We start from the raw sequence: 23,674 nt of genomic DNA, 5'->3' as shown, positions 1-23,674 counted from the left end.
TCATTTCTGACAGCCTATTTTTTTATTGGTACATTTTAGCTCGTAATTCTTTCACTTTTGGATCATCTAGATATTCATCAAATGTCATGTAGCGGTCAATGGCGCCGTTTGGTGTTAATTCTAAAATTCTAGTTCCAACCGTTTGTGCAAATTCGTGGTCATGCGTGGTGAACAAAACCGAACCTTTAAAATTATTCAATGAATTATTAAATGCTGTAATTGATTCTAAGTCCAAGTGGTTGGTTGGTTCGTCTAACATTAAAACATTAGCACGCATCATCATCATTCGAGACAACATACAACGCACTTTTTCTCCTCCAGATAAAACGTTACATTTTTTCAAAGCTTCTTCGCCTGAGAAAATCATTTTTCCTAAGAATCCACGAACATAAACTTCATCGCGTTCTTCTTCTGTTTTTACCCATTGGCGTAACCAATCCACTAAGTTTAAATCAACCTTATCAAAATATTCGTGATTGTCAACTGGTAAATAGGATTGTGTGGTTGTAATTCCCCAATCAAATGTTCCTGAATCTGGTGTCATTCTGTTATTCAAGATTTCATAAAAAGCTGTTGTTGCTCTTGAATCTTTTGAGAAAACTACAATTTTATCACCTTTTGCCATGTTTAAATCAACATTTTTAAACAGTGTTTCTCCATCAATTGAAGCGGATAAGTTTTGTACATTTAAAATTTGGTCTCCAGCTTCTCTTTCTACATCAAAAATAATCGCTGGATATCTTCTGCTTGAAGGTTTAATTTCGTCTAGATTTAATTTTTCAATCATTTTTTTACGTGACGTAGCTTGTTTTGATTTGGCTACATTCGCACTAAAACGACGGATAAATTCTTCTAATTCCGCTTTTTTCTCTTCTGCTTTCTTATTTTGTTGTGCTTTTTGACGTGCCGCTAATTGCGAAGACTCATACCAAAACGTATAATTTCCAGAATAATGCGTAATTTTTCCGAAATCAATATCTGAAACATGCGTACAAACGGCATCTAAAAAGTGACGGTCATGCGATACCACTAAAACGGTGTTTTCATAATTCGCTAAGAAATTCTCCAACCAACCAATGGTCTCAAAATCCAAATCATTTGTAGGCTCATCCATAATCAACACATCTGGATTTCCGAATAAAGCTTGTGCTAATAACACACGAACTTTTAATTTTCCATCCAAATCAGCCATTAAAGTATAATGATGTTCTGTTCCAATTTCTAAATTAGATAGCATATTTCCAGCATCACTTTCCGCATTCCAACCGTTCATTTCGTCAAACTGCAATTGCAACTCTCCTATTCTATTGGCATTTTCATCCGTATAATCAGCATACAAAGCATCCATTTCTGTTTTAATAGCATGTAGTACTTTGTTTCCCATTAAAACGGTTTCTAAAACGGTATGTTCGTCAAATAAGTTGTGATTTTGGCTTAAAACCGACATTCTTTTGCCTGGTTCTAAAATCACTCTTCCTGCGGTTGGCTCTATTTCACCAGATAAAATTTTTAAAAAAGTAGATTTTCCAGCACCATTGGCTCCAATGATTCCGTAGCAGTTGCCTTGCGTGAAGGTAACGTTTACTTCGTCGAATAAAATTCGTTTGCCAAACTGCACTGATAAATTTGAAACTGTTAACATTTTTGTATTTGTTTATAAAATTGTTGCAAAAGTAGAAAAAATAGTGCAGTTTTGACGCTACAATTCACAAATAATATAATGTTTAATTTAACGCTCTATTAACAATAGATTAGAAAATTTACCAATATTTTTGTTTACTAGATTATAATTTGATGTTGAAAAATTACCTACTTTATTTGTTGCCCCTTTCTATTGTGACGCTTTCAACACTTTCTTCTTGCAAGAAAGTCTTTGAAGAAGATAATTATGTGGCTTATTTTGGTGGAGAGATTGTGAATCCGCAAAATAATTTCATTTTATTTTTAAAAGATAATGAAGTTATTGATACTATTTTCCTTGACTCAAAAAACCGTTTTCTTCATAAATTTGATTCATTAGCCCCAGGTTTGTATACTTTTAAGCATTTGCCAGAATATCAATATGTTTATTTCGATAAGAATGACAGCTTAATGGTGCGTTTGAATACACAAAATTTTGACAGTTCGATTGCTTTTTGTGGAAGAGGAGACGAAAAAAACAACTATTTAATTGAAACTTTTTTAAAAAACGAAAAAGACCGTTCTTATTTGTATGAAATTTTAGATAAGGATGTTGACCTTTTTACCAAAAAAATAGATTCCAGCTACCAGTTAAGACAAAAAGAATACAAGAAATACAAAGCTGAAATTCAATGGAGTGAAGCTTTTGACAAAGTGGCTCAAGCAGATTTACATTGTAATTATTTCTATAAGAAAGAACTTTATCCCTATGTTCACCAATACCGAACAGGTGAAAAAATCAGAAAGTCACTTCCCAAAGATTTTTATAGCTATAGGAAAACTATAGATTTCAATAATGCTGATTTAACGAATTTCTCTCCGTTCATCAAATTTGTAAATGCGATGTTAAATAACATTACTTATGCAAAAAATGATGGTGTGTATAATGAAATGTCGCTTGAAAATAACATTCATAAATTAAATATTGCAGATACTTTAATTGGAAACACACAAACCAAAAACGTAATTTTAAACAATATTGCTTACATGTATCTTTTAGAAGACCAAAACATGTTCAACAATAAAAAGTTTATTGACCGTTATTTGGAACTTTCAACCGATAAAAAACAACAAGAAGAAGTTTCAAAGATTTCAAATGCAATTCAAAACCTGAAAGCTGGAAACGTTATTCCAACAATTCAATTAATTACACCAAATAATGAAGTTGTTGCTATTAAATCTTTAACAAAAAACAAGGAAACTATCGTTTTCTTCTGGACATCTCATGCAGAGTCGCATTTGAAAGCAGTACATCAAAAAGTTATTGAACTTGAAAAAGAATTTCCAAATTTAAATTTTGTAGCGGTTAACATTAATGATACCAATGAGAATTGGATTAAAACATTAAAGAAGCACAATTTAGAAAATCTAATACCAATGGCAACACAATTAAAAGCCACTGATTTTGAAGCTATTAAAAGGGATTGGGTAATTACAAAAGTGCATCGTGCCATGATTTTAAATCCTGATGGAACTATTAAAAATGCATTTGTGAATTTATTCGATATGAATTTTAAAAATCATTTGAAGTAAAAATAGAACAACAAAAAAAGGGAACCAAAATTGGTTCCCTTTTTTGTTGTATGGAGTAAATTACTTATTCCCTTTTTCGTAATCGGCAATAAACTGAGCAATTCCGATATCCGTTAATGGATGTTTCAATAATCCAGTAATTGAAGATAAAGGTCCAGTCATCACATCAGCACCAATTTTAGCACAATTGATTACATGCATAGTATGACGCACAGAAGCAGCTAAAATTTGAGTTTCAAATCCGTAATTGTCATAAATTTGACGAATTTCATCAATTAAGTTTAAACCATCTGTAGAAACATCATCTAATCTTCCTAAGAAAGGCGAACAATACGTTGCTCCAGCTTTTGCCGCCAATAATGCTTGACCAGCAGAGAAAATTAAGGTTACATTGGTTTTAATACCTTTATCAGAGAAATATTTACAAGCCTTTACACCTTCTTTAGTCATTGGTAATTTTACTACGATTTGCTCGTGTAAGTCAGCCAACTCCTCGCCTTCTCTAATCATTCCTTCTAAATCCATTGCATTTACTTCTGCACTTACATCACCATCAACAATATTACAAATGTCAACGTAATGTTTTAGAATATTATTTTTTCCAGTAATGCCTTCTTTAGCCATTAACGATGGGTTTGTAGTAACGCCATCTAAAATTCCTAATTCTTGTGCTTCTTTAATTTGCTCTAAATTAGCTGTGTCGATAAAAAATTTCATGCTGTTTTAAATTTATTTGTTGTGTGTTGTTTTGAAGTGCAAAAGTAAGAAATCAAAATGCAATGACAATGACAATTTCAAAAATCAATTTTAAAAACAAAACTCATTAGTTAATTAATTGATATTGAAATTGATATTGAATTTTGAAATTATTAAAGCTTGTAATGATTCATCAACATTTTCTCGTAAATTGTGTCAGGCAAAATGCGTTTTAGCACTATGGAGAATTTCTGCATAAAAGCGCCCACTTTATAATGGACTTTAGGTTGTTTGGTTTGAATTATAGCAAAAATTGCTTCGCCCATTTCATTTGGATTACTTCCACTATCCACGTGTGTGTTCATTTCGCTTAAAACCTTACCGTAAACCGTTTCATAAGCCGAACCTTTTATAATTGGTGCATGATAACGACCCGCAGCAATGTTAGTGGCGAAATCGCCAGGAGCCACATTGGTAATTTGAACTCCAAATTGTTTTACTTCCATTCGAAGAGCTTCTGTTACTAATTCCAAAGCACCTTTAGAAGCCGAATAAATTCCACGATAAGGCAAACCCATATAACCTGCAATTGAAGTAATATTGATAATCAAACCTGAATTTTGTTTGCGCATTTGAGGTAAAACCGCTTTCATCACTTCTATGGGACCAAAGAAATTAACTTCGAAATTATTTCGCATCTCATTCGTTGGGATCTCTTCAATGGGTCCAGTTATTCCAACACCTGCGTTATTAATGACTACATCAATTTTAGTTTCTTTTTCAAGAACAGTTGCTATAGCACTTTGAATGGTTTCAGGATTTCTAACATCTAATGTCACTAATGGAAATTTGGAATCACTATAATTCTCAGGATTTCTACTAGTTCCGTATACGATATAAGCTTTTGAAAGTAAAAATTCGCCAATGGCTTTTCCAATTCCAGAGGATGCTCCGGTAATAAAAACAACTTTACTCATGGTAGTTTTTTGATTGGTTACGAAGGTAAGAAACTTTTGGGCATAAAAAAATCTCCACAAAGGAGACACATTTAAAAAAAATGGCAAGCGACCTACATCGCACCGCTACAACCGCTTACCCTTGCTGCGTTCCCACCCTGGGGGAGTCTGCAGGAGCTGGTCGTGTAGGACTTGCCGCTGCAAATATACAAACTTTTTATATTTTTGCAAGGCAATTGCAGCTTTAAAAAATCGTTGTATATTGTACTATTCAAAATTAAATACCATGAAAACGCTTAAGCTATTCGCTTTCATATCTTTAGGATTCTTGTTCGGCAATTGTGAAGATGATAAAAATGCCTTAAATAATTTATTTTCTATCGATACTAGTCAATTAAAGCAAGTATATTCGTTAGAAGATGAAATTATTGTATCTATTAAAAACGACCAAAACAAAGCGGTAGATTCAATAAAATTCTTAATTAACGGAAGTAAAATTGGTACTACAAAAGCTATTGGTACTGTTACTCATAAATTTGAAACGGAAAAGTTAGGAAACCAAAAAATTGAAGCAGAAATATTTGTTGGAAAGCACTCTGTTATTGTGGAAACGAATGTTATGCTTTCTTCCAATGTGGAACCAAAACTGCTAAAATATACTATAGTAAATACCTATCCGCATGACATTACGGCTTACACACAAGGATTGGAATTTCACAGAGACACATTATATGAAGGAACAGGAAATGGCGCTGGAAATGGAACAGGAAAACGCGGAACCTCAAGTCTTAGAAAAGTGAATTACAAAACGGGTGAAGTATACAAAAAAGTAGAATTGGCACCAATTTACTTTGGTGAAGGAATCACAATTTTAAATAACAAAGTGTATCAATTAACCTACCAAAACAATGAAGGTTATATTTATGATGCAGATACTTTCAAAAAGCTAAAAACGTTCCCGTATTTTAAGAAAATGGAAGGTTGGGGATTAACCAATGACGGAGAAAAACTATACATGTCAGACGGAACCGAGAAAATTTATATTTTGAATCCTGAGACTTTGGATAAAATTGATTATATCAATGTTTATACGAAAACAGCAAAAATTGAAAGCTTAAATGAATTGGAATGGATTGACAATAAAATTTGGGCAAACATCTATGGTCGTGATGCTTTGGCAGTTATTAATCCTAAAAATGGTTCAGTTGAAGCTGTGTTGAATTTAAGTGAACTAAAGAGTAAAGTTACCCAACATCCCGATATTGATGTTTTAAACGGAATAGCGTATAATCCAAAAACGAAAACGTATTTTGTAACTGGAAAAAATTGGGATAAAATGTTTGAAATTGCTGTTGAGAAATAAAATTAACCTATCGATTCCTAAGCCTTGCCATGAAAATTGGGAAGCAATGACACCTGCTGAAAAAGGAAGGTTTTGTAGCGTTTGTTCAAAAACAGTTTTGGATTTTACCAAAGCGTCTGATAAAGAAATTATAAGCTATTTAAACAACAATAAAAATGCTTGTGGTAGATTTAATAATTATCAGTTGAATCGTGATTTGATAATTCCAAAACAAAAATCTTCTTATTGGTTTATTACAACAGCATCAGTACTGGGATTTTTAGGCTTAAACAGTCAAACGGTTTTTTCTCAAATTCCGCTAAAAACAGAACAAACTGATAAAATTAAAACAACCCAAGATGCTACAAAAACAACTTTGGGTTTAAAAAAAATAACTGGAGTTGTTTCTGATGATTTGGGACCATTGATTAAGGCAAGCGTTACAGTTAAAGGAACAACAAAAACAACTTTTACAGATTTTGATGGTAATTATACCATAGAGGCAAAGGAAGATGATATTTTAATTTTTCATTACATTGGAAGTAAACCTCAGGAAATAATAATTTCTAACAAAAATCAAATTAATGTTACTTTGTTACCAGAATTTGTTCTAGCTGGTGAAATAGTAATCATAGAAAAAAAGAAAACCTTTTTTGCCAGACAAATTCAAAAAATCAGAAATTGGTTTCGTTAAAACAAAAAGCCTAGAATTTTAAAATTCTAGGCTTTTTTTATTATGATTTCAACATTTGGTTGAGTTTTTCTTCCCATTTTGTTGCTATTCGTAATTCTTCTCCAATCATAAAATTAGTCTCGTCAACTTGAAAAAAAAGTATGACATCCGAATCTTTAGATTTGTCTTTGAAATCAAATGATAATACAACTCTCGATAGTTTTTTGTCACTTTGTTTTCCCATTTTTGTAAACTCTTTTACAACAGAAAATCTGGCAATTTCTTTCCAATTAATGACTTTTGAGACTACTTGATTGTTGCGTTCTTGATAAAAACAAACTTCATTTTCGTGAATTCCAATGATTGAATCTCCACCAAAAGTATCGTAATCAGAGATTTTCATTGGTTTACTGGTGAATAAATTGGCAAGTTTATTTTGTAAAATTATGCGCTTCTTTTTTGAAGCATTATTGATATAATAAATAGGAACTGCAATTGCGAAAAATAACGCAACTCCAATAATAGTATTAGCTAAATCCATTTTTTTAATTATTTGATGTGAAAAATTGTTTCAAAAAAATACTTTTTGAAAACTCTTAAGTCAAAATAGAAATGAATTTACCAAAAATAATGAAAAGGGAAAATTACTTGTAGACTAGTAAAATAAAAGGTAATTGCTGCTGAAAAATGAATTCTTAATATTGCAATTTTTGAAGCAATGAAACTACTATTCGTAATGGAATTTGAAGCAAAAAATAAGTATAAACTTCTGCTATTATCTTTAAGAAAGTTGGAACTTGTGTTAGAAAATACTTCAAAAGAATTTTGATTTTGTATCGCATCACCATTGGAACTATAAGCAAATTGAACCAAAGAAACTGGATAGTTTTGATCTTCAACTAAAGCAATAGAATCATCTCCTTTTTCACTAGTAGCAAAAAAGAATATCCAAAAAACAAAAAAAAGCTTCAAAAAAACTTTCAAACTCAATTTACATTTGGCACAAAGTTATGCAATTAATCGACTCACAATCGCTTTTACTGGCAAAATTGCATTAGTGTCTTCAATACTTGGTCCAGCTACCCAAACGGTTTTATACGTGACTTGTGTTGCTGCTTTTTCAGTAGCTTTCATTCCAATGTAAAAACGAATCATTTTGACCCATTTTTTTAAACTTTTGTTTTTATTCAATAACGTTTCTAGCCAAGTTTGTTTCGTTCCTACTTTTTGAACATAAGGTGTATTGATTACGGTACAAGGTGTTCCCGAAATTCGTTCCGTCATTACAATATCTTTGGCTCCATAATCCACACAAGCTTGTTTGTAATCCTGAGAAACACCTGATTCTTCAGACGCAATAAATGGACTTCCAACGGAGACTCCAATAGCACCATAACTCAACATTCTATCCAAATCAGCCTTATTCCCTACTCCACCAGCTGAGATTACTGGTAGTGAAGTGTTTTTATCCAATTCCTTAATCAATTGTTCTGGGTCGATATTTCCTCTATGTCCGCCCGCTTGATTATTTACAGCAATTAAAGCATCCGCTCCCAAACTTTCTACTTTTTTGGCAAATGCTAAATCTGTAACATCACAAAAAACCTTTATTCCTACTTTATGAGCCTCATTAATTGTTTCCTCAGGCGAACCTAATGATGTGATGATAAAATCGACACCTTCTTCACACAAAACACGTAATTGCTCTTTGTACTTCACATTCGATTTGTTTACAATTAAATTATACCCAAAACTTCCACCTGCCATTTTATTTGCTTTTAACTCTTTTACTGAAGTTCTCAATTCATCTAATGTACGGTAGTTCAAAGCTGGAATACATCCTGCAACGCCACTTTTCATTCCTTCAATGACCATTTTAGTATTGGATACTAAAAACATAGGCGCCATAATTATAGGATGTTGAATTCCTAGCAAAACAGTTAAAGTTTCTTTTTTCATTTTAATCTAATTTAATTCAAATATACAAAAATAAATACTATGCATGCATATAAAAGTAAAATTACATTTACATTTTAAATTGTGATAACACTTGTTAAAATTCTTAATAAAATCATAATTCGTTTAAAATACAAAGTAAAAAAGATAAATTTGAAAAAAAAACCAATCCATATGTTAAGAAAACTTACCTTATTAAGTTGCTGTTTGTTATTTCTATTCACACTAGACGCTACAGCACAAAAGAAAAAAAAGAAAGGAAAACAACCTGCTCCAGTTGCAGTTTCCGCAGATGCCAAAAAACCTGAAGCTAAGAAAGAACCAAAACCTTACAACAAGGTAATTGATTCAATAGCTGTAACCCAACAAGGTTTAATAGATGTTCATAAAGTAGGTGACAAATATTTATTTGAAATCTCTGATGAATTAATTGGTAAAGAAATTATGACTATTACTAGATATTCCAAAACGCCAGCTGGTGGAGGAATTTTTGGTGGTGAAGAAGTCAATCGTCAAGTGATTCGCTTTGAAAAAGGATTAAATCACAACATTTTGATGCGTTCGATTACTTATGTAATTGCAACTCCAGATGAAGATAAGCCAATTACAAAAGCCGTTCAAAACTCAAGTGCTGATCCAATTATTGGAAACTTTGAAGTTATGGCATATAAGAAAAATGGAAAAGATATTAAAGGTTACGTTGTGGACATGTCAAGCACTTTTGATGCGGACAATCAAGTTTTTTCATTAAACCCAATGAACAAGCAAATGCTTAAAATTCAAGCATTCCAAAAAGATCGTTCATTTATTCAAAGTATAAAAAGTTTTCCTATCAATACAGAAATTAGAACGGTTAAAACTTTTACAACAGTACCACGACAAATTTCTTTATCGCCAACACCAAGAATTGGAACAGATTTACCCGCTGGTTTAGATGCTGGAGTAGTAACATTTGAGATGAATACTTCTATGATTTTGTTACCAGAAAAACCAATGCGTAAACGTCCTTTCGACAAGCGAGTTGGTTATTTTGCAAATAGTTATGAAGTTTTCGAAGAGGATTCTCATAAAGCGGATAGAGATATTTTTGCAGTTAGATGGCGTTTAGAACCAAAATCTGAGGAAGATGCAGAAAGACAAAAAAGAGGCGAATTAATCGAACCTAAGAAACCTATTGTTTACTATATCGACCCAGCAACACCAGAAAAATGGAGATCTTTCATCAAACAAGGTATTGATGATTGGCAAGAGGCTTTTGAATTTGCAGGTTGGAAAAATGCGATTCGTGGCGAATATTGGCCAGAAAACGACCCAACTATGAGTTTAGAAGATGCGCGTTTTTCTGTTTTACGTTATTTCGCAGCTGGAATTCAAAATGCATATGGACCAAATGTTCACGACCCAAGAACAGGTGAAATCTTAGAAAGTCACATTGGATGGTATCACAACATCATGAGTTTATTACGTGATTGGTATTTGATTCAAACGGCAGCTGTTGATCCAGCCGCAAGAAACATCAAATTTGATGATAAACTTATGGGCGAATTAATTCGATTTGTCGCTGCGCATGAAGTGGGACACACTTTAGGTTTACGTCACAATATGGGTGCAAGTTTTGCTACACCTGTTGAAAAATTAAGAGACAAAGACTTCCAAAAAGAATTTGGTCACACCTCATCTATTATGGATTATGCGCGTTTTAACTATGTGGCACAACCCGAAGATGGTGTTACTGATTTGTTCCCAAAAATTGGTGATTATGACAAATGGGCAATCAAATGGGGTTATTCGTACTTCAAAGATGCTAAAGATGAAGATGCTGAAAAAGCTATCTTAAACGAAATGACCAAAGACGCTTACAAAAATCGTCGCTTGTGGTTTGGAACAGAAACAAATCCGTATGATCCAAGATACCAAACAGAAGATTTAGGTGATAACGCCATGAGAGCTTCAGAATATGGAATCAAAAACTTGAAACGAATTTTACCCAATTTAATTGAATGGAGTAAAAAAGACGGTGAAGATTATACCGAATTAAATGGTTTATACAATTCATTAACGGGTCAATTTAGACGTTACATGGGTCACGTTACTAAAAATGTTGGTGGAATTTATGAAACACCAAAAACAGCCGACATGGAAGGTGATTTATATGAAGTAACACCAGCAGCTATTCAAGCGGATGCTGTAAAATTCTTGAACGAACAATTATTCAAAACACCAAATTGGTTATTAAACCAAACCGTAATGAGTAAAATTAGTCCTGAAAATGGTGTTGAAGCTATTAAAAGTATTCAAGATGGAACGTTATCAAGTTTATTGGCTGGAGACAGAATGGTTCGTTTAATGGAGACTTCTTCTTTAAACAAAGCCAATTACTCAGTTGATAAATTAATGACGGATTTAAGAAAAGGCATTTTTACAGAATTGAGAACGTATGCACCAATTGACATTTACAGAAGAAACCTGCAAAAACTATTCGTGAGCAAATTAATTGATGCCATGAAGGTGGATAAAAATGCTTCTGTAACCAACTTCAACAGAAGAAGAGTCAATTTAAGTGAAACTGATTTACCATCAATTTCAAGAGGACATTTAATTGAACTTAGAAATCAGATGAGAATGGCTTTACCATCAACTTCAGACCGATTAAGTAAGTTCCACTTACAAGATTTAATTGCAAGAATTGATCAAGCCTTAAAACCAGTCAACTAACAACAAAAAAGGTTTAGCTCTCGCTAAACCTTTTTTTTATTTACCTTCTTTTTGGTTTTGGTTTTGGACTTGCTTTAGAAGTTACTTGTGCTTTTTTAACTTCATATTTATCATTTGCCGCATTGAAAACATAATGACTTTGCTGCGATTTGGAAAAAAGAGAAATATCACCATTTGGAAGTAAATGGAACTCCGATCCTTCTGAACTTTTCTTCTCAACATCATGAGAAGCAGTTTTATTTTTATCTAAAAATTGGGTTTCTTTTAAATAATAACTCTTATGAAAATTATTAAAAAGTTGTTTCCCTGTTGTGGTATTCCAAACTTGATTTTCTGTAATAGATGTGGTTTCTTTTTTAATTTTGGTATCTACTAAAATCATTTCTTGCCAAGAAACATGATACAATTTAGTATCGGAAGTGGTAAACGATTTTAAACTAAAGTTATTAGGCTTATATTTAGCATCTGGTAATTGTTTTATTAGTAAAGTATCAGTTTTTGTTTCATTCTTTACAAATAAAACTAATTTTCTAACCTTATTTTGAACAATAATTTCAGCTGAAACATTATCTACAGTTGCTAGAACTTCATTTTTAGGAGTAACCGGTTTCTTGGTTTTTTGGGCAGTAACTTGCAAACTAGTTAATGTAAGCAAAGCAACTAAAAATATTTTTTTCATTTTATAAGTTTTTGATTGTCACAATGTACAAAAAAACTTGAAACACCAAATAAAAAAAACCGAATCAAAAATGATTCGGTTTTTAGTCAATAAAAATTATTTTTTTATAAATTATAGCTCATTCACTGTATAACTAATATTAGTAAATTGTCCATCGGTTATTTCAATAATAAACGGAACTAAAACACCATCGACAGTTATATCCTCACCTTCAATTGATTCTAAATATGCAGTAAAAGTTGCAGAAATTTTGTTATTGTTACAAAAACTAACATTATAAGCTGAGCTTTCTGGAAAATGATAGAGTTGAAATTGACCGCTAATTTTTTGGTATATAAAAAATTCAGAGTAATCAGTGCTTGTATTTATATTTTCAAAATTATAATCACCAGTTAGCATATTACTATTGTTTGTATTATAATTATCTATCAGTTTTAAATTAAATTTATACTGATTATTTTCTGCTTCAATAAATAAAGTTTGTCTATCAATAGACTCTGCTCTATTCATATATGCTTGAGTAACATTTGCGGTCACAGTTTGTCCATTAATTTTTAAACTTATTGTTTGGTTAGAATTATTAGATGAATCATCACTACTGCAAGAAGTAATAATTATAAAAAAACAAAATAAAAGCGATTTTAAAATTTTAAGTTTCATAAATGTATTTGAGATTAATGATTTAAAGCAAATATAATAAAAAAACCGAATCAAAAATGATTCGGTTTAGTCTTGATACTTTGTACTTAAAACTTTGTACTTCGTACTTTATTTCACTTCTTCGAAATCTACATCTTGTGTTTGATCTCCAGAAGCGCTTGCTTGAGGCTCTGCTTGTTGAGCGCCACCTTCAGCTTGTGCTTTGTACATTTCTTCAGATGCATTTTTCCATGCTTCGTTGATTTTATCTAAAGCTGGAGTAATCGTTGCAACATCTTTTGTTTCGTAAGCTGCTTTCAATTCGTTTAAAGCGCTTTCAATTGCTCCTTTATTAGCTTCTGATAATTTATCACCAAACTCACCTAATTGTTTTTCTGTTTGGAAAATCATAGAATCAGCTTCGTTTAATTTATCTGCTTTTTCTTTTGCTAATTTGTCTGCTTCAGCATTCATTTCAGCATCTTTTTTCATTTTCTCAATTTCTTCTGGAGTTAAACCTGAAGAAGCTTCGATACGAATATCGTGTGATTTTCCAGTTCCTTTGTCTGTAGCAGATACTTTGATGATACCATTAGCATCAATATCAAAAGTTACTTCAATTTGAGGAACACCTCTTGGTGCTGGTGGAATACCATCTAAATGGAAACGACCGATTGTTTTATTATCGCTAGCCATTGGTCTTTCTCCTTGTAAAACATGGATTTCTACCGATGGTTGATTATCTGCTGCTGTTGAGAAAACTTGTGATTTTCTTGTTGGAATAGTCGTGTTAGACTCAATTAATTTTGTCATTACACTTCCCATAGTTTCGATACCTAATGAAAGTGGCGTAACGTCTAATAATAATACGTCTTTTACTTCACCCGTTAAAACTCCACCTTGAATTGCAGCTCCAATTGCTACAACCTCATCAGGATTTACTCCTTTTGATGGTTTTTTACCAAAAAATTTCTCAACTTGTTCTTGAATAACAGGAATACGAGTTGAACCTCCAACTAAAATTACCTCATCAATATCAGAAGTTGATAAACCAGCATCTTTTAATGCTTTAGCAACTGGCTCCATAGAACGTTTTACTAAAGTTTCTGCTAATTGCTCAAATTTTGCTCTTGTTAACGTTTGTACCAAGTGTTTTGGTCCTGAAGCCGTAGCCGTTACATATGGCAAGTTGATTTCAGTTTGAGCAGATGCTGATAATTCAATTTTAGCTTTTTCAGCAGCTTCTTTTAAACGTTGTAATGCCATTGGGTCTTTACGCAAATCAACACCTTCTGCAGCATTGAAATCGTTAGCTAACCAATCGATAATTACTTGGTCAAAATCATCTCCACCTAAGTGTGTATCTCCATTTGTTGATAATACTTCGAAAACGCCATCTCCTAATTCTAAGATAGAAATATCAAAAGTACCACCACCTAAATCGTAAACTGCGATTTTTTGGTCTTTACCTTGTTTGTCTAATCCATAAGCTAAAGCAGCTGCTGTAGGCTCATTGATAATACGCATTACTTTTAAACCTGCAATTTCTCCTGCTTCTTTTGTAGCTTGACGTTGTGCATCGTTAAAATAAGCTGGAACAGTGATAACCGCTTCAGAAACTGAATGACCTAAATAATCTTCAGCTGTTTTTTTCATTTTTTGTAAAGTCATTGCAGACAATTCTTGTGGCGTATACAAACGACCATCAATATCAACACGTGGTGTGTCATTATCTCCTTTAACTACTTTGTAGGCAACAGTTGATGCTTCCTTAGCACTTTCAGAATATTTGTTTCCCATAAAACGTTTGATAGAAGCAATCGTTTTTGTTGGGTTAGTTACTGCTTGTCTTTTAGCTGGATCACCTACTTTAATTTCTCCTCCTTCAACAAATGCGATTACTGAAGGTGTTGTTCTTTTTCCTTCTGCATTTGCAATTACTACTGGCTCTCCACCTTCCATTACAGAAACACAAGAGTTGGTAGTACCTAAATCGATTCCAATAATCTTACTCATAATTTTTAATCTTAATTTATTGTGTGTGTGTTTTATTTCAATTTTAAAACTTGTTATCCTTTATTCAATCATTATGCCAATACAAAATAGGGTTAAAAAATGTCAGTTTTCAATACAAAATATGACAGATTGGCATTATATTTTCAAAAAATTATGTTTTCAAAAGAAAATTTATCTATATTTTTTTATCAAACAGCAAAAACTTCTATATTTATAAAAACGAAACACAAATAACATGGAAGAAAATACAGAATCAAAAGAGCAATCAAATAAACCAGGAGTATGGACAATCCTTATTGGTCTATTTTTAATTATTAGAGGAGCTATGCGAATGGCCGATAAAGAAATGGAAATTTTTGGCATTCTAATGATTGTTGTTGGTGTTGGAAGTATTGTCTATTATTTTGCCAAAAAATAGCGCTTATTTTTTCATTTTTATTTCGAAATTCTAGACTATCTTTGCTATTCATTCTTGTAATTTATGGAAAATATTTCAGTTTTTGATATGTTAAAAATTGGTGTTGGACCTTCGAGTTCGCACACCTTAGGGCCTTGGCGTGCTGCTGAACAATTTTTGACAGAAATTAGAGCCCAAAATCTTATCGACAATATCAATAGAGTTACTGTAGATTTATATGGTTCTTTGTCATTAACTGGTAAAGGTCATGCTACAGATTTGGCTATAATGCTAGGTTTAAGCGGTGCTGATCCAGAATATATTCCTGTTGAAAGTATTGATGTTATTATAACTGCCATCAAAAACAAGAAGGAAATTTTCTTAGGAAACGAAATTCTTATACCGTTTGATGTAGCAACTGATATCGTTTTCAATCGTAATTTTTTACCTTTTCATGCCAATGGTTTAAAATTTACCGCCTATACTTCCGAAACCACTTATGAAAGTATTTTCTATTCAATAGGTGGCGGATTTGTAGTAAAAGAAGAAACAGAAAACACAACTTCAGCTGAAGAAAAAACAAGCACTTTCCCCTATCCTGTTGATAAAGCGTCTGAATTATTAGCTTATTGCATCAAGGAGAATAAAAAAGTTTGGGAAATTGTCTACGAAAACGAAAAATCCCTACGAAGTGAAACTGAAATTCACAATGAATTGATGCGTATTTGGGACACCATGTTAGAATGTATGTACATTGGTTGTCACACCGAAGGCACGCTTCCTGGCGGACTAAACGTAAGACGAAGAGCGTATGACATGCACAAAAACTTAATTGGAGTTTTACCTTATGACAATCCGTATTCTTGGATGCAAATTATCCGTCAAACCGAAGTTAAATTCCGTCAGATTTTGAAATGGGTTAGCTGTTTTGCGCTTTCTGTGAATGAAGTAAATGCTTCTTTGGGAAGAGTGGTTACTGCACCAACCAATGGAAGCGCCGGAGTTATTCCTGCAGTTTTGATGTACTATTTGGTAATTGAAAATCATGAAGCCAATGAAGAACAAATCAAACAATTTTTGATGACAGCGAGTGAAATTGGAAGTATTTTCAAAAAAGGAGCTACTATTTCAGCAGCAATGGGCGGTTGTCAGGCGGAAATTGGCGTTTCAAGTGCTATGGCAGCAGCAGCTTTATGTGAAGCTATGGGAGGAACGCCCGATCAAGTAATGGTAGCAGCAGAAATTGCGATGGAACATCACTTAGGTTTAACTTGTGATCCAATTGCTGGTTTGGTTCAAATTCCATGTATTGAACGCAATACAATGGGAGCTATTAAAGCTATAAATGCAGCTGAATTAGCACTAGAAACCGATGCTAAAAATGTAAAAGTTCCTTTAGATAAAGTAGTTAGCACCATGTGGGAAACCGCAAAAGACATGAACACACGCTACAAAGAAACTTCGGAAGGTGGTTTGGCAGTTGCTGTTGGTTTAGCAGACTGTTAATGCAAAGCGGAAGATTTCAATATTTTTTACTAACTATTTTTATTGTGTTTCTTGGCGTTGGTTCAAGAAAAATAAATGTGTTTCCTTTATTTATTGGTGACATCTTGTATGCAACAATGATGTACTATGGATTACGATTCGTATTAATTCATTGGAAATTAAAAACCATTTTCGTTTTAAGTATATCGTTTTGCTTCTTAATTGAAATTTCACAACTATTCCAATTTGATTGGCTAATTTCACTTCGGAAAACTACTTTCGGAAAATACGTTTTGGGTCAAGGCTTTCTTTGGTCAGATTTAATTTGCTATTTAATTGGCACTTCCTTTAGCTATCTAATTGACTCGAAATTCATCAAAACTCAAAACTTAAACTCGTTGTAAGAAAGAAATTATTCGATTTATTATCATTGAAAATAGGGTTTTTAGCATCTAAATATCGTGCTTCGGTTCTGAGTTTTACTTTTGAATTGGGTAAATAATCAAAATTCCAAGAAAATCCAGATGTTTTAAATGCATCAGAAGTGGCTATGATAACATTATCTTCATCTTGATAATATTCTAGTCGAACAGCAGTTTGCCATTTTGTATTTATCGAATATTGGGCAATTAAAACAGGACTCATCCAATACAAATGCGTATAATTTTGCGAAGAACTATCTTGAATTCCAAAATCAAATCCTAAAATAGTTCGCCATTTTGAATTCCATTGATTATCCCAATATAAATTACTGAAATAACGCACTCCTAATTCGGTTCCATAGAATTCTTTTCCAATGAATGTGCTCCAATTCAAAGTGGATTTTTCAGAAGGTTTATAAACAATTTGTGTTCCAAATGCTGGTGTAACATCTTTTTGTGGTTTATTGATGCGCTGCCAACCATTGGTTACTAATCCCGAAAAACTCCATTTGTCGTTTGGTACGTAATTATACTTAACACCGGTCATAAAATAAGGCGAATTTTCAGCCAATAAAGAACGTGTCAATGTCAAATTTGAATTAGAAATTGCCGACTCAAAACCAATGTAACTTGGCATAATTCCAACTTCTATTGATGATTTTTTTGCATCTGTCAAATACATACCTACAAATGCTTCACTAATTAACTTAATATCTTCTGATGCGTAATTATCTTGCACATAAGTTCCCGCATGAAACGCTACAGAAGCATAAGTGTTTCCGTATTGTAAATGCGTACGAATTAATCCGTTATTCACATTAAACTCGTTATGACGATTGTAATTGTACATAAATGGAAGTTTAGCATCGGTGATTGGATTACTAAAATCATACGCATAATAGGTTTCCAAGTAACCAGAAACTTTAATTGTTAAAGAATCTGTCTCCTGAGCGTTTCCTAAACAGGACAAAAACACTACACTATACAGCCAAATCTGTTTCATTTTTAATTTTTTTTTCTTCGTGTGTCAATCAAATGTACAATTAACCATTTGTTATTTTCTCTTACCAATGTAAAAGAATTGGCACCAATGTGACTCAATGTATCATTCACGTAAAATTCATAAGGTGTCCAAACATGTGCTAAATCGCCATCAATAGTTACTTTATAATCCAATAATTTCTCGTAAATCTTCAACCCATTTGGTATGGAAGCAATTGACTTCAAAAAATCTTCCAATTGATCTGATTTTAATTGGGTTCCATTTTTGGTATTGGCAACTGTTTGCAAACGGATATCTTTATGACAAAATGCCTTTAAGGCAACGCTGTCTTTTTGGTGAAAAGCAGTAAAAAATGCTTCAATAGTTACTTTTGGCGAATTTTCCTGAGAAAAAACAACACCTGAAAGCAATAAAACGATAGTTACAAGTAAATTCTTCATCTTTTGTTTTCCCAATAAGTAGATAAAACCTAATTTTGTTACAATAAATTGAATTAAAATGTCTGTCGCTAAAAAAGATTACAAAAGAATTACGACCAAAACCCTAATTGAAATGAAATCCAATGGGGAAAAAATCTCTATGTTAACCGCTTATGATTTTACAATGGCAAAAATTGTAGATACTGCTGGAGTTGATGTAATATTAGTTGGTGATTCCGCTAGTAATGTAATGGCCGGACATGAAACTACGCTTCCTATTACGTTAGATCAAATGATTTACCATGCTTCAAGTGTGGTTAGAGCGGCTACCAGAGCTTTGGTTGTAGTAGATTTACCTTTTGGTAGTTATCAATCCGATTCAAAAGAAGCTTTGCGTTCTGCGATTCGTGTGATGAAAGAAAGCGGTGGACACGCAGTAAAATTGGAAGGTGGAAAAGAAATTAAAGAATCCATAAAAAAAATTCTTCAAGCAGGAATTCCTGTAATGGGACATCTAGGTTTAACGCCGCAATCTATCTATAAATTTGGAACTTATACCGTTAGAGCTAAAGCCGAAGAAGAAGCAGAACAATTGATTGAAGATGCTAAAATGTTGGAAAAAATTGGCTGTTTTGCCATTGTTTTAGAAAAAATTCCAGCACATTTAGCACAAAAAGTAGCTGAAAGTATTGCTATTCCTGTCATTGGAATTGGGGCAGGAAGCGGAGTTGACGGACAAGTTCTGGTATTGCACGATATGATTGGTATGACACACGAATTTAGTCCAAGATTTTTACGTCGCTATATGAACTTATACGAAGATATGAGCAAAGCTATAGGGCAATACGTTGACGATGTGAAATCGGTTGATTTTCCTAATGCTAATGAACAGTATTAAGCTAGTGTTCAGTGCTCAGTGAAAAGTGTTCAGTGAAAAAATAGCCAATCGAAATTTAATCGCTTATTTTGAATAAAATAATTTCTACCAAAGACAATCTTCAAGTGCTTCACGAAGACAATCATATTATTGTCATCAACAAACGCGTGGGCGATATTGTTCAAGGAGATAAAACAGGAGATGAACCACTTTCTGATGTAGTTAAAGCCTATTTAAAAGAAAAATACAACAAACCGGGTGAAGTTTTTTTGGGAGTTGTACATCGTTTGGATCGTCCTACTACTGGAATTGTTGTTTTTGCTAAGACTTCCAAAGCGTTAACCCGATTGAATGAAACTTTCAAAAACCGAGAAACTCAAAAAACCTATTGGGCAATTGTAAAAAACCAACCACCAAAAGAAACCGATACTTTAGTCCATTTCCTGAAAAGAAATCCAAAAAACAATACTTCAAAAGCGCATAGTAAAGAAGTTCCTGATAGCAAGAAAGCAAGTTTGACTTACAAAATCATCAAAAAACTGGATAATTATTTCGTTCTAGAAATAGATTTACACACGGGAAGACATCACCAAATTAGAGCACAATTACAAGCTATTGGTTGCCCAATAAAAGGCGATTTAAAATATGGTTTTGACCGAAGCAATCCTGATGGTGGTATTCATTTGCATGCCAGAAAATTAGTTTTGACACATCCGGTAACTAAAGAATCACTTTCCTTTACTGCACCAACACCCAATGACGTGATTTGGAATACTTTGTCATAAGAAAATTGTTGTATTTCATTTTTTTTACTAAATTTAATGCAACAAATAATAATAAATGACTAATTCCAATACCAATAATCATCTAGAAAAAATTGAAGCGCTTGAGAAGGAATTAGCCGAATACCGAAGTAGAGATAATCTTTACAATAACTTCAATTATTTCTTTAACGAAACAACCGATCTAATTTGCATTGCCAATTTAGAAGGATACTTCTTAAAGGTTAATAACGCATTTACAAAAACTTTGGGTTATTCAGAAGAAGAATTGTTATCCAAACAATTCATTAATTATGTACATCCAGATGATATTGAAAAAACACTTCAAGAAATTGCTAACTTAAGCGAAGGAAATAATACTGTTGACTTTAGTAATCGCTATGTAAAAAAAGATGGTAGTTTTATTTACTTACAATGGATTTCTACAATAAACCAAAATACCAATATTATTTTCGCCATTGCAAGAGATATTACCATCATTGAAACAACCAAAGAAAAACTTGTTTTAAGCGAACGATTGTTGAATGAGTCACAAAAAATGGCTAAAATTGGAAGTTGGGAATTTGATATTCAAAAACAAGAACTCTTTTGGTCCGATGAGTTATTTACCATTTTTGAATTTGATTCTTCAGAAAAAGAAAATTTATACCAACGCTACATAAACAAAATTAGTCCTGAGTACAGAGATCCGCTAAATCAAATTATCGAAAAAACAGTTATTGAGAAAAACCCTTATGAGATTGAGCATACCATAACTTGCAATGACGGTTCAAAAAAATGGATTTTAGGCTATGGTGAACCAATTTTAAATGAAGAAGATGATGTAATAAAACTTCGCGGAATTGCAAAAGATATTACCACCCAAAAAGAACACGATGAAGCCATAAAAGCCAAGGAATATGCAGAAGCAGCTAGCCAAGCTAAATCAGATTTTCTTGCTAATATGAGTCACGAAATACGAACACCTTTAAACGGAATAGTTGGTTTTTCAGATTTATTAATAAAAACTAAACTCGACGAAAATCAGTTAGTTTATATGCGAAATATCAATCACTCCGCTAATTTACTTTTAGAAATTATTAATGATATTTTAGAGTTTTCCAAAATTGAATCTGGAAAATTAGAACTGTCCATTGAACCCATTTCCATAAAAGAAATTGCCAATCAGGTTATTAGTTTGTTTTTACCACAAGCAACTGCCAAAAAATTACAGTTAAAACTAATCATAGACACAAATATTCCAGATAAAATTGCTGCAGATGCACTTCGACTCAAACAAGTGCTTGTGAATTTATTGAGTAATGCAGTAAAATTTACCAATTTTGGCGAAGTGGTTTTACAAATTGAATTATTAAAAATTGTTAAAAATCAATTTGTTACTCTTCAGTTTTCTGTGATAGATACAGGAAAAGGAATTAAAAGCGAAAATTTAGATAAAATCTTTCATTCTTTTGTTCAAGAAGATGCTTCAACCAATAAGAAATTTGGCGGAACAGGTCTAGGTTTAGCTATAGCCAATAAGATTTTATCTTATTCAAAAAGTCAAATTCACGTCACTAGTATTTGGGGTGAAGGAAGTAACTTTAGCTTTACTCTAAATTTCAAAATAGAAGATGAAACTCCAGAAAATTTTAAAAAATTAGTTCCAGAATTAAGTGAAATTGAAACTTATGAAGAAAGCTTACAAAAAATTATTATCCTCATAGTGGAAGATAACCCAATCAACATGTTATTAGCTAATAAAATGATTCATAAAATTTTTCCTAATAGTACTACATTTGAAGCTGAAAATGGTGAAGTTGCATTAAAAATCATGAACGAACAAAGTATTGACCTAGTTTTACTTGATATTCAAATGCCAGTAAAAAATGGATATGAAACTATTATTGCCATACGTTCCAATGAGACAATTAAAAATACCCCAGTTATTGCTCTCACAGCTGGAATCATGAAAAATGAAAAACAAAAATGTTTAGCACTAGGAATGGATGATTATATATCAAAACCTTTTAATCTATTGGAATTAAAAACAACTATAAATAAATATATTTAATAACTTATCATTCTTATATTAGAACAAAGCACATGAAATGGCAAGGTAAAAAACAATCAGGAAATGTAGAAGACAGAAGAGCAATGTCCTCAGGTGGAAAAGTAGTTGCTGGTGGAGGATTAATTGGAATTATTATCCTATTGATGAATATTTTTGGAGGCGAAACTGGACAGCAACTTGCACCTATTCTAGAACAATTCAATAATACTACAGTACAACAAGAAAGTGGCTACGTTCTTACAGAAAGAGACCAAGACTTAGGAAAAATGGTTGATGTGGTACTAACCAATACAGAAGAAGTTTGGACTAAAATTTTTAATGAAAATGGCTTAGAATACCAAAAATCAACTTTAGTTTTGTTTAGAGGTGAAGTAACTTCTGCTTGTGGAAAAGCGCAAAGTGGCTCTGGCCCTTTTTATTGTACAGGCGATAATAAAGTGTACATGGATTTAGATTTTTTTGAAATTCTACAAACCAGATTTGGCGCTAAAGAAGGCGAATTTGCCATAGCGTACGTAATTGCCCATGAAATTGGACATCACGTACAAAATCAATTGGGAATTTTACAAAAAGTAAACGCTTTAAAAAGACAAAACACCGCAGAAGGAAAAAGAATGTACATAGCCATGGAATTACAGGCTGATTTCTATGCCGGACTGTGGGCGCATCATGCCAAAGACTATTTAGAAATTAATGAAGAAGACATAAAAATTGCTCTAAGCGCTGCTAGCTCCGTGGGTGATGATAACATCCAAAAAAGAACTCAAGGTTATGTAGACCAAGAAAGTTTTACGCATGGAACTTCAGAACAACGTATGCGATGGTTTTTAAAAGGTTTCAGAACTGGCGATGTTAAAGCCGGCGATACCTTTTCTCAAGAAGAATTGTAATTTTGAAAATTGAAGCTCCAGAATCTGATTATTTATTCGTTCAAGATTCGCAACTAGAAAATGCTGGTAAAGGTTTGTTTACAGCCATTACTATTTATCCAAATGAGATTATTTCCATTTTTAAAGGAGAGATTTTGACCGAAAAAGAGGTTCAAAAAAGAAGTGCTGAAGGAAATGATCGCTATTTTATCAATATGTTAGATGGCTCTACAATGGATTCCATGTATATCGATTGTTTTGCTAAATATGCCAATGATGCACAAGCATTTACTAAAACTGGATTAAAAAATAATGCCAAAATATCACTTGACGATGATGATAATGTTTGTCTAATGGCTACAAGAAAGATAAATCCTATGGAAGAAATCTTTTGTAGTTACGGCGCAATTTATTGGAAAAAATATATTTAGTTAAATTCAAATCTCATTGGAAATAATTTTGTAATTTTGTTTAATCATTCT

23 protein-coding genes and 1 other RNA gene are annotated in these 23,674 nt (G+C 32.6%); 12 read left to right on the top strand and 12 right to left on the bottom strand.

Annotated elements, in window-relative coordinates:
- Positions 1-22: 22 nt before the first annotated feature.
- Complete coding sequence (locus DPN68_RS11775) at positions 23-1,642, bottom strand: ABC-F family ATP-binding cassette domain-containing protein (protein WP_113989841.1); 1,620 nt, start codon at positions 1,640-1,642, stop codon at positions 23-25.
- Between the two features lie 152 nt (positions 1,643-1,794).
- Here DPN68_RS11775 and DPN68_RS11770 point away from each other — a divergent pair, with 152 nt between their 5' ends.
- Positions 1,795-3,213 carry a TlpA family protein disulfide reductase gene (locus tag DPN68_RS11770; RefSeq protein WP_113989840.1) on the top strand — a complete coding sequence of 473 codons (1,419 nt, stop codon included), beginning with the start codon at positions 1,795-1,797 and terminating at the stop codon, positions 3,211-3,213.
- Positions 3,214-3,273: 60 nt separating this feature from the next.
- Here the strand turns inward: DPN68_RS11770 and fsa are convergent, their stop codons facing one another.
- From fsa to ffs, 3 genes are all read right to left on the bottom strand, one after another.
- Positions 3,274-3,930, bottom strand: a complete 657-nt coding sequence (gene fsa / locus DPN68_RS11765) for a fructose-6-phosphate aldolase (protein ID WP_026726663.1) — start codon at positions 3,928-3,930, stop codon at positions 3,274-3,276.
- Between the two features lie 152 nt (positions 3,931-4,082).
- Positions 4,083-4,886 (bottom strand): SDR family oxidoreductase, encoded by an 804-nt coding sequence (locus DPN68_RS11760; protein ID WP_113989850.1) that lies wholly within the window; start codon positions 4,884-4,886, stop codon positions 4,083-4,085.
- A 78-nt stretch (positions 4,887-4,964) separates the two neighbouring features.
- Positions 4,965-5,063: signal recognition particle sRNA small type (gene ffs / locus DPN68_RS11755), an RNA gene on the bottom strand.
- A gap of 88 nt (positions 5,064-5,151) precedes the next feature.
- Here ffs and DPN68_RS11750 point away from each other — a divergent pair.
- Together DPN68_RS11750 and DPN68_RS11745 are read left to right on the top strand one after the other, a co-directional pair.
- Positions 5,152-6,228 (top strand): glutaminyl-peptide cyclotransferase, encoded by a 1,077-nt coding sequence (locus DPN68_RS11750; RefSeq protein WP_113989849.1) that lies wholly within the window; start codon positions 5,152-5,154, stop codon positions 6,226-6,228.
- Positions 6,229-6,274: 46 nt separating this feature from the next.
- Positions 6,275-6,901 (top strand): carboxypeptidase-like regulatory domain-containing protein, encoded by a 627-nt coding sequence (locus DPN68_RS11745; RefSeq protein WP_133256602.1) that lies wholly within the window; start codon positions 6,275-6,277, stop codon positions 6,899-6,901.
- A gap of 40 nt (positions 6,902-6,941) precedes the next feature.
- Here the strand turns inward: DPN68_RS11745 and DPN68_RS11740 are convergent, their stop codons facing one another.
- The 3 genes from DPN68_RS11740 to DPN68_RS11730 form a co-directional block, all read right to left on the bottom strand.
- Positions 6,942-7,421: a hypothetical protein gene (locus DPN68_RS11740; protein WP_113989838.1), complete on the bottom strand. Its 480-nt coding sequence runs from the start codon at positions 7,419-7,421 to the stop codon at positions 6,942-6,944.
- A 77-nt stretch (positions 7,422-7,498) separates the two neighbouring features.
- Positions 7,499-7,852: a hypothetical protein gene (locus DPN68_RS11735; protein WP_133256601.1), complete on the bottom strand. Its 354-nt coding sequence runs from the start codon at positions 7,850-7,852 to the stop codon at positions 7,499-7,501.
- A 36-nt stretch (positions 7,853-7,888) separates the two neighbouring features.
- Positions 7,889-8,839 (bottom strand): NAD(P)H-dependent flavin oxidoreductase, encoded by a 951-nt coding sequence (locus DPN68_RS11730; protein WP_113989836.1) that lies wholly within the window; start codon positions 8,837-8,839, stop codon positions 7,889-7,891.
- A 171-nt stretch (positions 8,840-9,010) separates the two neighbouring features.
- Between DPN68_RS11730 and DPN68_RS11725 the strand changes: the two genes are divergently transcribed.
- Complete coding sequence (locus DPN68_RS11725; protein ID WP_113989835.1) at positions 9,011-11,551, top strand: zinc-dependent metalloprotease; 2,541 nt, start codon at positions 9,011-9,013, stop codon at positions 11,549-11,551.
- A gap of 40 nt (positions 11,552-11,591) precedes the next feature.
- Here the strand turns inward: DPN68_RS11725 and DPN68_RS11720 are convergent, their stop codons facing one another.
- The 3 genes from DPN68_RS11720 to dnaK all read right to left on the bottom strand — a co-directional run bounded on the left by DPN68_RS11720 (position 11,592) and on the right by dnaK (position 14,885).
- Complete coding sequence (locus DPN68_RS11720; RefSeq protein ID WP_113989834.1) at positions 11,592-12,230, bottom strand: hypothetical protein; 639 nt, start codon at positions 12,228-12,230, stop codon at positions 11,592-11,594.
- Positions 12,231-12,341: 111 nt separating this feature from the next.
- Positions 12,342-12,890 (bottom strand): hypothetical protein, encoded by a 549-nt coding sequence (locus DPN68_RS11715; RefSeq protein ID WP_113989833.1) that lies wholly within the window; start codon positions 12,888-12,890, stop codon positions 12,342-12,344.
- Between the two features lie 108 nt (positions 12,891-12,998).
- On the bottom strand, positions 12,999-14,885 hold the full coding sequence (gene dnaK, locus DPN68_RS11710; protein ID WP_113989832.1) for a molecular chaperone DnaK: 1,887 nt from the start codon (positions 14,883-14,885) through the stop codon (positions 12,999-13,001).
- A 235-nt stretch (positions 14,886-15,120) separates the two neighbouring features.
- On the opposite strand from dnaK, the gene DPN68_RS11705 reads away from it, so the two are divergent.
- The 3 genes from DPN68_RS11705 (at position 15,121) to DPN68_RS11695 (ending at position 17,171) form a co-directional block, all read left to right on the top strand.
- Positions 15,121-15,303, top strand: coding sequence for a hypothetical protein (locus DPN68_RS11705; RefSeq protein WP_113989831.1), 183 nt, complete (start codon positions 15,121-15,123; stop codon positions 15,301-15,303).
- A gap of 63 nt (positions 15,304-15,366) precedes the next feature.
- A complete protein-coding gene (locus DPN68_RS11700; protein WP_113989830.1) occupies positions 15,367-16,788 on the top strand; it encodes an L-serine ammonia-lyase in 1,422 nt (473 codons plus the stop codon).
- On the top strand, positions 16,788-17,171 hold the full coding sequence (locus DPN68_RS11695) for a ribosomal maturation YjgA family protein (protein WP_113989829.1): 384 nt from the start codon (positions 16,788-16,790) through the stop codon (positions 17,169-17,171). The genes DPN68_RS11700 and DPN68_RS11695 overlap by 1 nt, the downstream gene beginning before the upstream one ends.
- Here the strand turns inward: DPN68_RS11695 and DPN68_RS11690 are convergent.
- Positions 17,143-18,192 carry a porin gene (locus DPN68_RS11690; protein WP_113989828.1) on the bottom strand — a complete coding sequence of 350 codons (1,050 nt, stop codon included), beginning with the start codon at positions 18,190-18,192 and terminating at the stop codon, positions 17,143-17,145. The two genes, DPN68_RS11695 and DPN68_RS11690, sit on opposite strands and share 29 nt — an antisense overlap.
- A 2-nt stretch (positions 18,193-18,194) precedes the next feature.
- Positions 18,195-18,632 carry a Cif family virulence factor gene (locus tag DPN68_RS11685; RefSeq protein ID WP_113989827.1) on the bottom strand — a complete coding sequence of 146 codons (438 nt, stop codon included), beginning with the start codon at positions 18,630-18,632 and terminating at the stop codon, positions 18,195-18,197.
- Between the two features lie 58 nt (positions 18,633-18,690).
- On the opposite strand from DPN68_RS11685, the gene panB reads away from it, so the two are divergent.
- The 5 genes from panB (at position 18,691) to DPN68_RS11660 (ending at position 23,623) form a co-directional block, all read left to right on the top strand.
- On the top strand, positions 18,691-19,509 hold the full coding sequence (gene panB / locus DPN68_RS11680; protein WP_113989826.1) for a 3-methyl-2-oxobutanoate hydroxymethyltransferase: 819 nt from the start codon (positions 18,691-18,693) through the stop codon (positions 19,507-19,509).
- A 65-nt stretch (positions 19,510-19,574) separates the two neighbouring features.
- A complete protein-coding gene (locus DPN68_RS11675; protein ID WP_113989825.1) occupies positions 19,575-20,273 on the top strand; it encodes an RluA family pseudouridine synthase in 699 nt (232 codons plus the stop codon).
- Positions 20,274-20,328: 55 nt separating this feature from the next.
- The gene (locus DPN68_RS11670; protein ID WP_113989824.1) at positions 20,329-22,323 is read left to right on the top strand and encodes a PAS domain S-box protein; all 1,995 of its coding nucleotides are present in this window, start codon (positions 20,329-20,331) and stop codon (positions 22,321-22,323) included.
- A 32-nt stretch (positions 22,324-22,355) separates the two neighbouring features.
- Complete coding sequence (gene ypfJ / locus DPN68_RS11665; RefSeq protein ID WP_113989823.1) at positions 22,356-23,213, top strand: KPN_02809 family neutral zinc metallopeptidase; 858 nt, start codon at positions 22,356-22,358, stop codon at positions 23,211-23,213.
- A 2-nt stretch (positions 23,214-23,215) separates the two neighbouring features.
- A complete protein-coding gene (locus DPN68_RS11660; protein ID WP_239987118.1) occupies positions 23,216-23,623 on the top strand; it encodes an SET domain-containing protein-lysine N-methyltransferase in 408 nt (135 codons plus the stop codon).
- Positions 23,624-23,674 lie beyond the last annotated feature (51 nt).

Source organism: Flavobacterium tibetense (genome assembly GCF_003293845.1).
Taxonomy (GTDB): Bacteria; Bacteroidota; Bacteroidia; order Flavobacteriales; family Flavobacteriaceae; genus Flavobacterium; species Flavobacterium tibetense.
The sequence above is the reverse complement of the archived record's forward strand: the minus strand, read 5'-3'. Positions and strand labels throughout refer to the sequence as shown.

What these genes read in the sequence shown, in the direction of transcription:
- DPN68_RS11685 (WP_113989827.1), bottom strand. Translation starts at nt 18,632, where the DNA reads ATGAAGAATTTACTTGTAACTATCGTTTTATTGCTTTCAGGTGTTGTT.
- DPN68_RS11775 (WP_113989841.1), bottom strand. Translation starts at nt 1,642, where the DNA reads ATGTTAACAGTTTCAAATTTATCAGTGCAGTTTGGCAAACGAATTTTA.
- DPN68_RS11770 (WP_113989840.1), top strand. Translation starts at nt 1,795, where the DNA reads ATGTTGAAAAATTACCTACTTTATTTGTTGCCCCTTTCTATTGTGACG.
- DPN68_RS11700 (WP_113989830.1), top strand. Translation starts at nt 15,367, where the DNA reads ATGGAAAATATTTCAGTTTTTGATATGTTAAAAATTGGTGTTGGACCT.
- DPN68_RS11745 (WP_133256602.1), top strand. Translation starts at nt 6,275, where the DNA reads ATGACACCTGCTGAAAAAGGAAGGTTTTGTAGCGTTTGTTCAAAAACA.
- DPN68_RS11690 (WP_113989828.1), bottom strand. Translation starts at nt 18,192, where the DNA reads ATGAAACAGATTTGGCTGTATAGTGTAGTGTTTTTGTCCTGTTTAGGA.
- panB (WP_113989826.1), top strand. Translation starts at nt 18,691, where the DNA reads ATGTCTGTCGCTAAAAAAGATTACAAAAGAATTACGACCAAAACCCTA.
- ypfJ (WP_113989823.1), top strand. Translation starts at nt 22,356, where the DNA reads ATGAAATGGCAAGGTAAAAAACAATCAGGAAATGTAGAAGACAGAAGA.
- DPN68_RS11740 (WP_113989838.1), bottom strand. Translation starts at nt 7,421, where the DNA reads ATGGATTTAGCTAATACTATTATTGGAGTTGCGTTATTTTTCGCAATT.
- DPN68_RS11730 (WP_113989836.1), bottom strand. Translation starts at nt 8,839, where the DNA reads ATGAAAAAAGAAACTTTAACTGTTTTGCTAGGAATTCAACATCCTATA.
- DPN68_RS11720 (WP_113989834.1), bottom strand. Translation starts at nt 12,230, where the DNA reads ATGAAAAAAATATTTTTAGTTGCTTTGCTTACATTAACTAGTTTGCAA.
- dnaK (WP_113989832.1), bottom strand. Translation starts at nt 14,885, where the DNA reads ATGAGTAAGATTATTGGAATCGATTTAGGTACTACCAACTCTTGTGTT.
- fsa (WP_026726663.1), bottom strand. Translation starts at nt 3,930, where the DNA reads ATGAAATTTTTTATCGACACAGCTAATTTAGAGCAAATTAAAGAAGCA.
- DPN68_RS11695 (WP_113989829.1), top strand. Translation starts at nt 16,788, where the DNA reads ATGCAAAGCGGAAGATTTCAATATTTTTTACTAACTATTTTTATTGTG.
- DPN68_RS11705 (WP_113989831.1), top strand. Translation starts at nt 15,121, where the DNA reads ATGGAAGAAAATACAGAATCAAAAGAGCAATCAAATAAACCAGGAGTA.
- DPN68_RS11670 (WP_113989824.1), top strand. Translation starts at nt 20,329, where the DNA reads ATGACTAATTCCAATACCAATAATCATCTAGAAAAAATTGAAGCGCTT.
- DPN68_RS11715 (WP_113989833.1), bottom strand. Translation starts at nt 12,890, where the DNA reads ATGAAACTTAAAATTTTAAAATCGCTTTTATTTTGTTTTTTTATAATT.
- DPN68_RS11760 (WP_113989850.1), bottom strand. Translation starts at nt 4,886, where the DNA reads ATGAGTAAAGTTGTTTTTATTACCGGAGCATCCTCTGGAATTGGAAAA.
- DPN68_RS11725 (WP_113989835.1), top strand. Translation starts at nt 9,011, where the DNA reads ATGTTAAGAAAACTTACCTTATTAAGTTGCTGTTTGTTATTTCTATTC.
- DPN68_RS11750 (WP_113989849.1), top strand. Translation starts at nt 5,152, where the DNA reads ATGAAAACGCTTAAGCTATTCGCTTTCATATCTTTAGGATTCTTGTTC.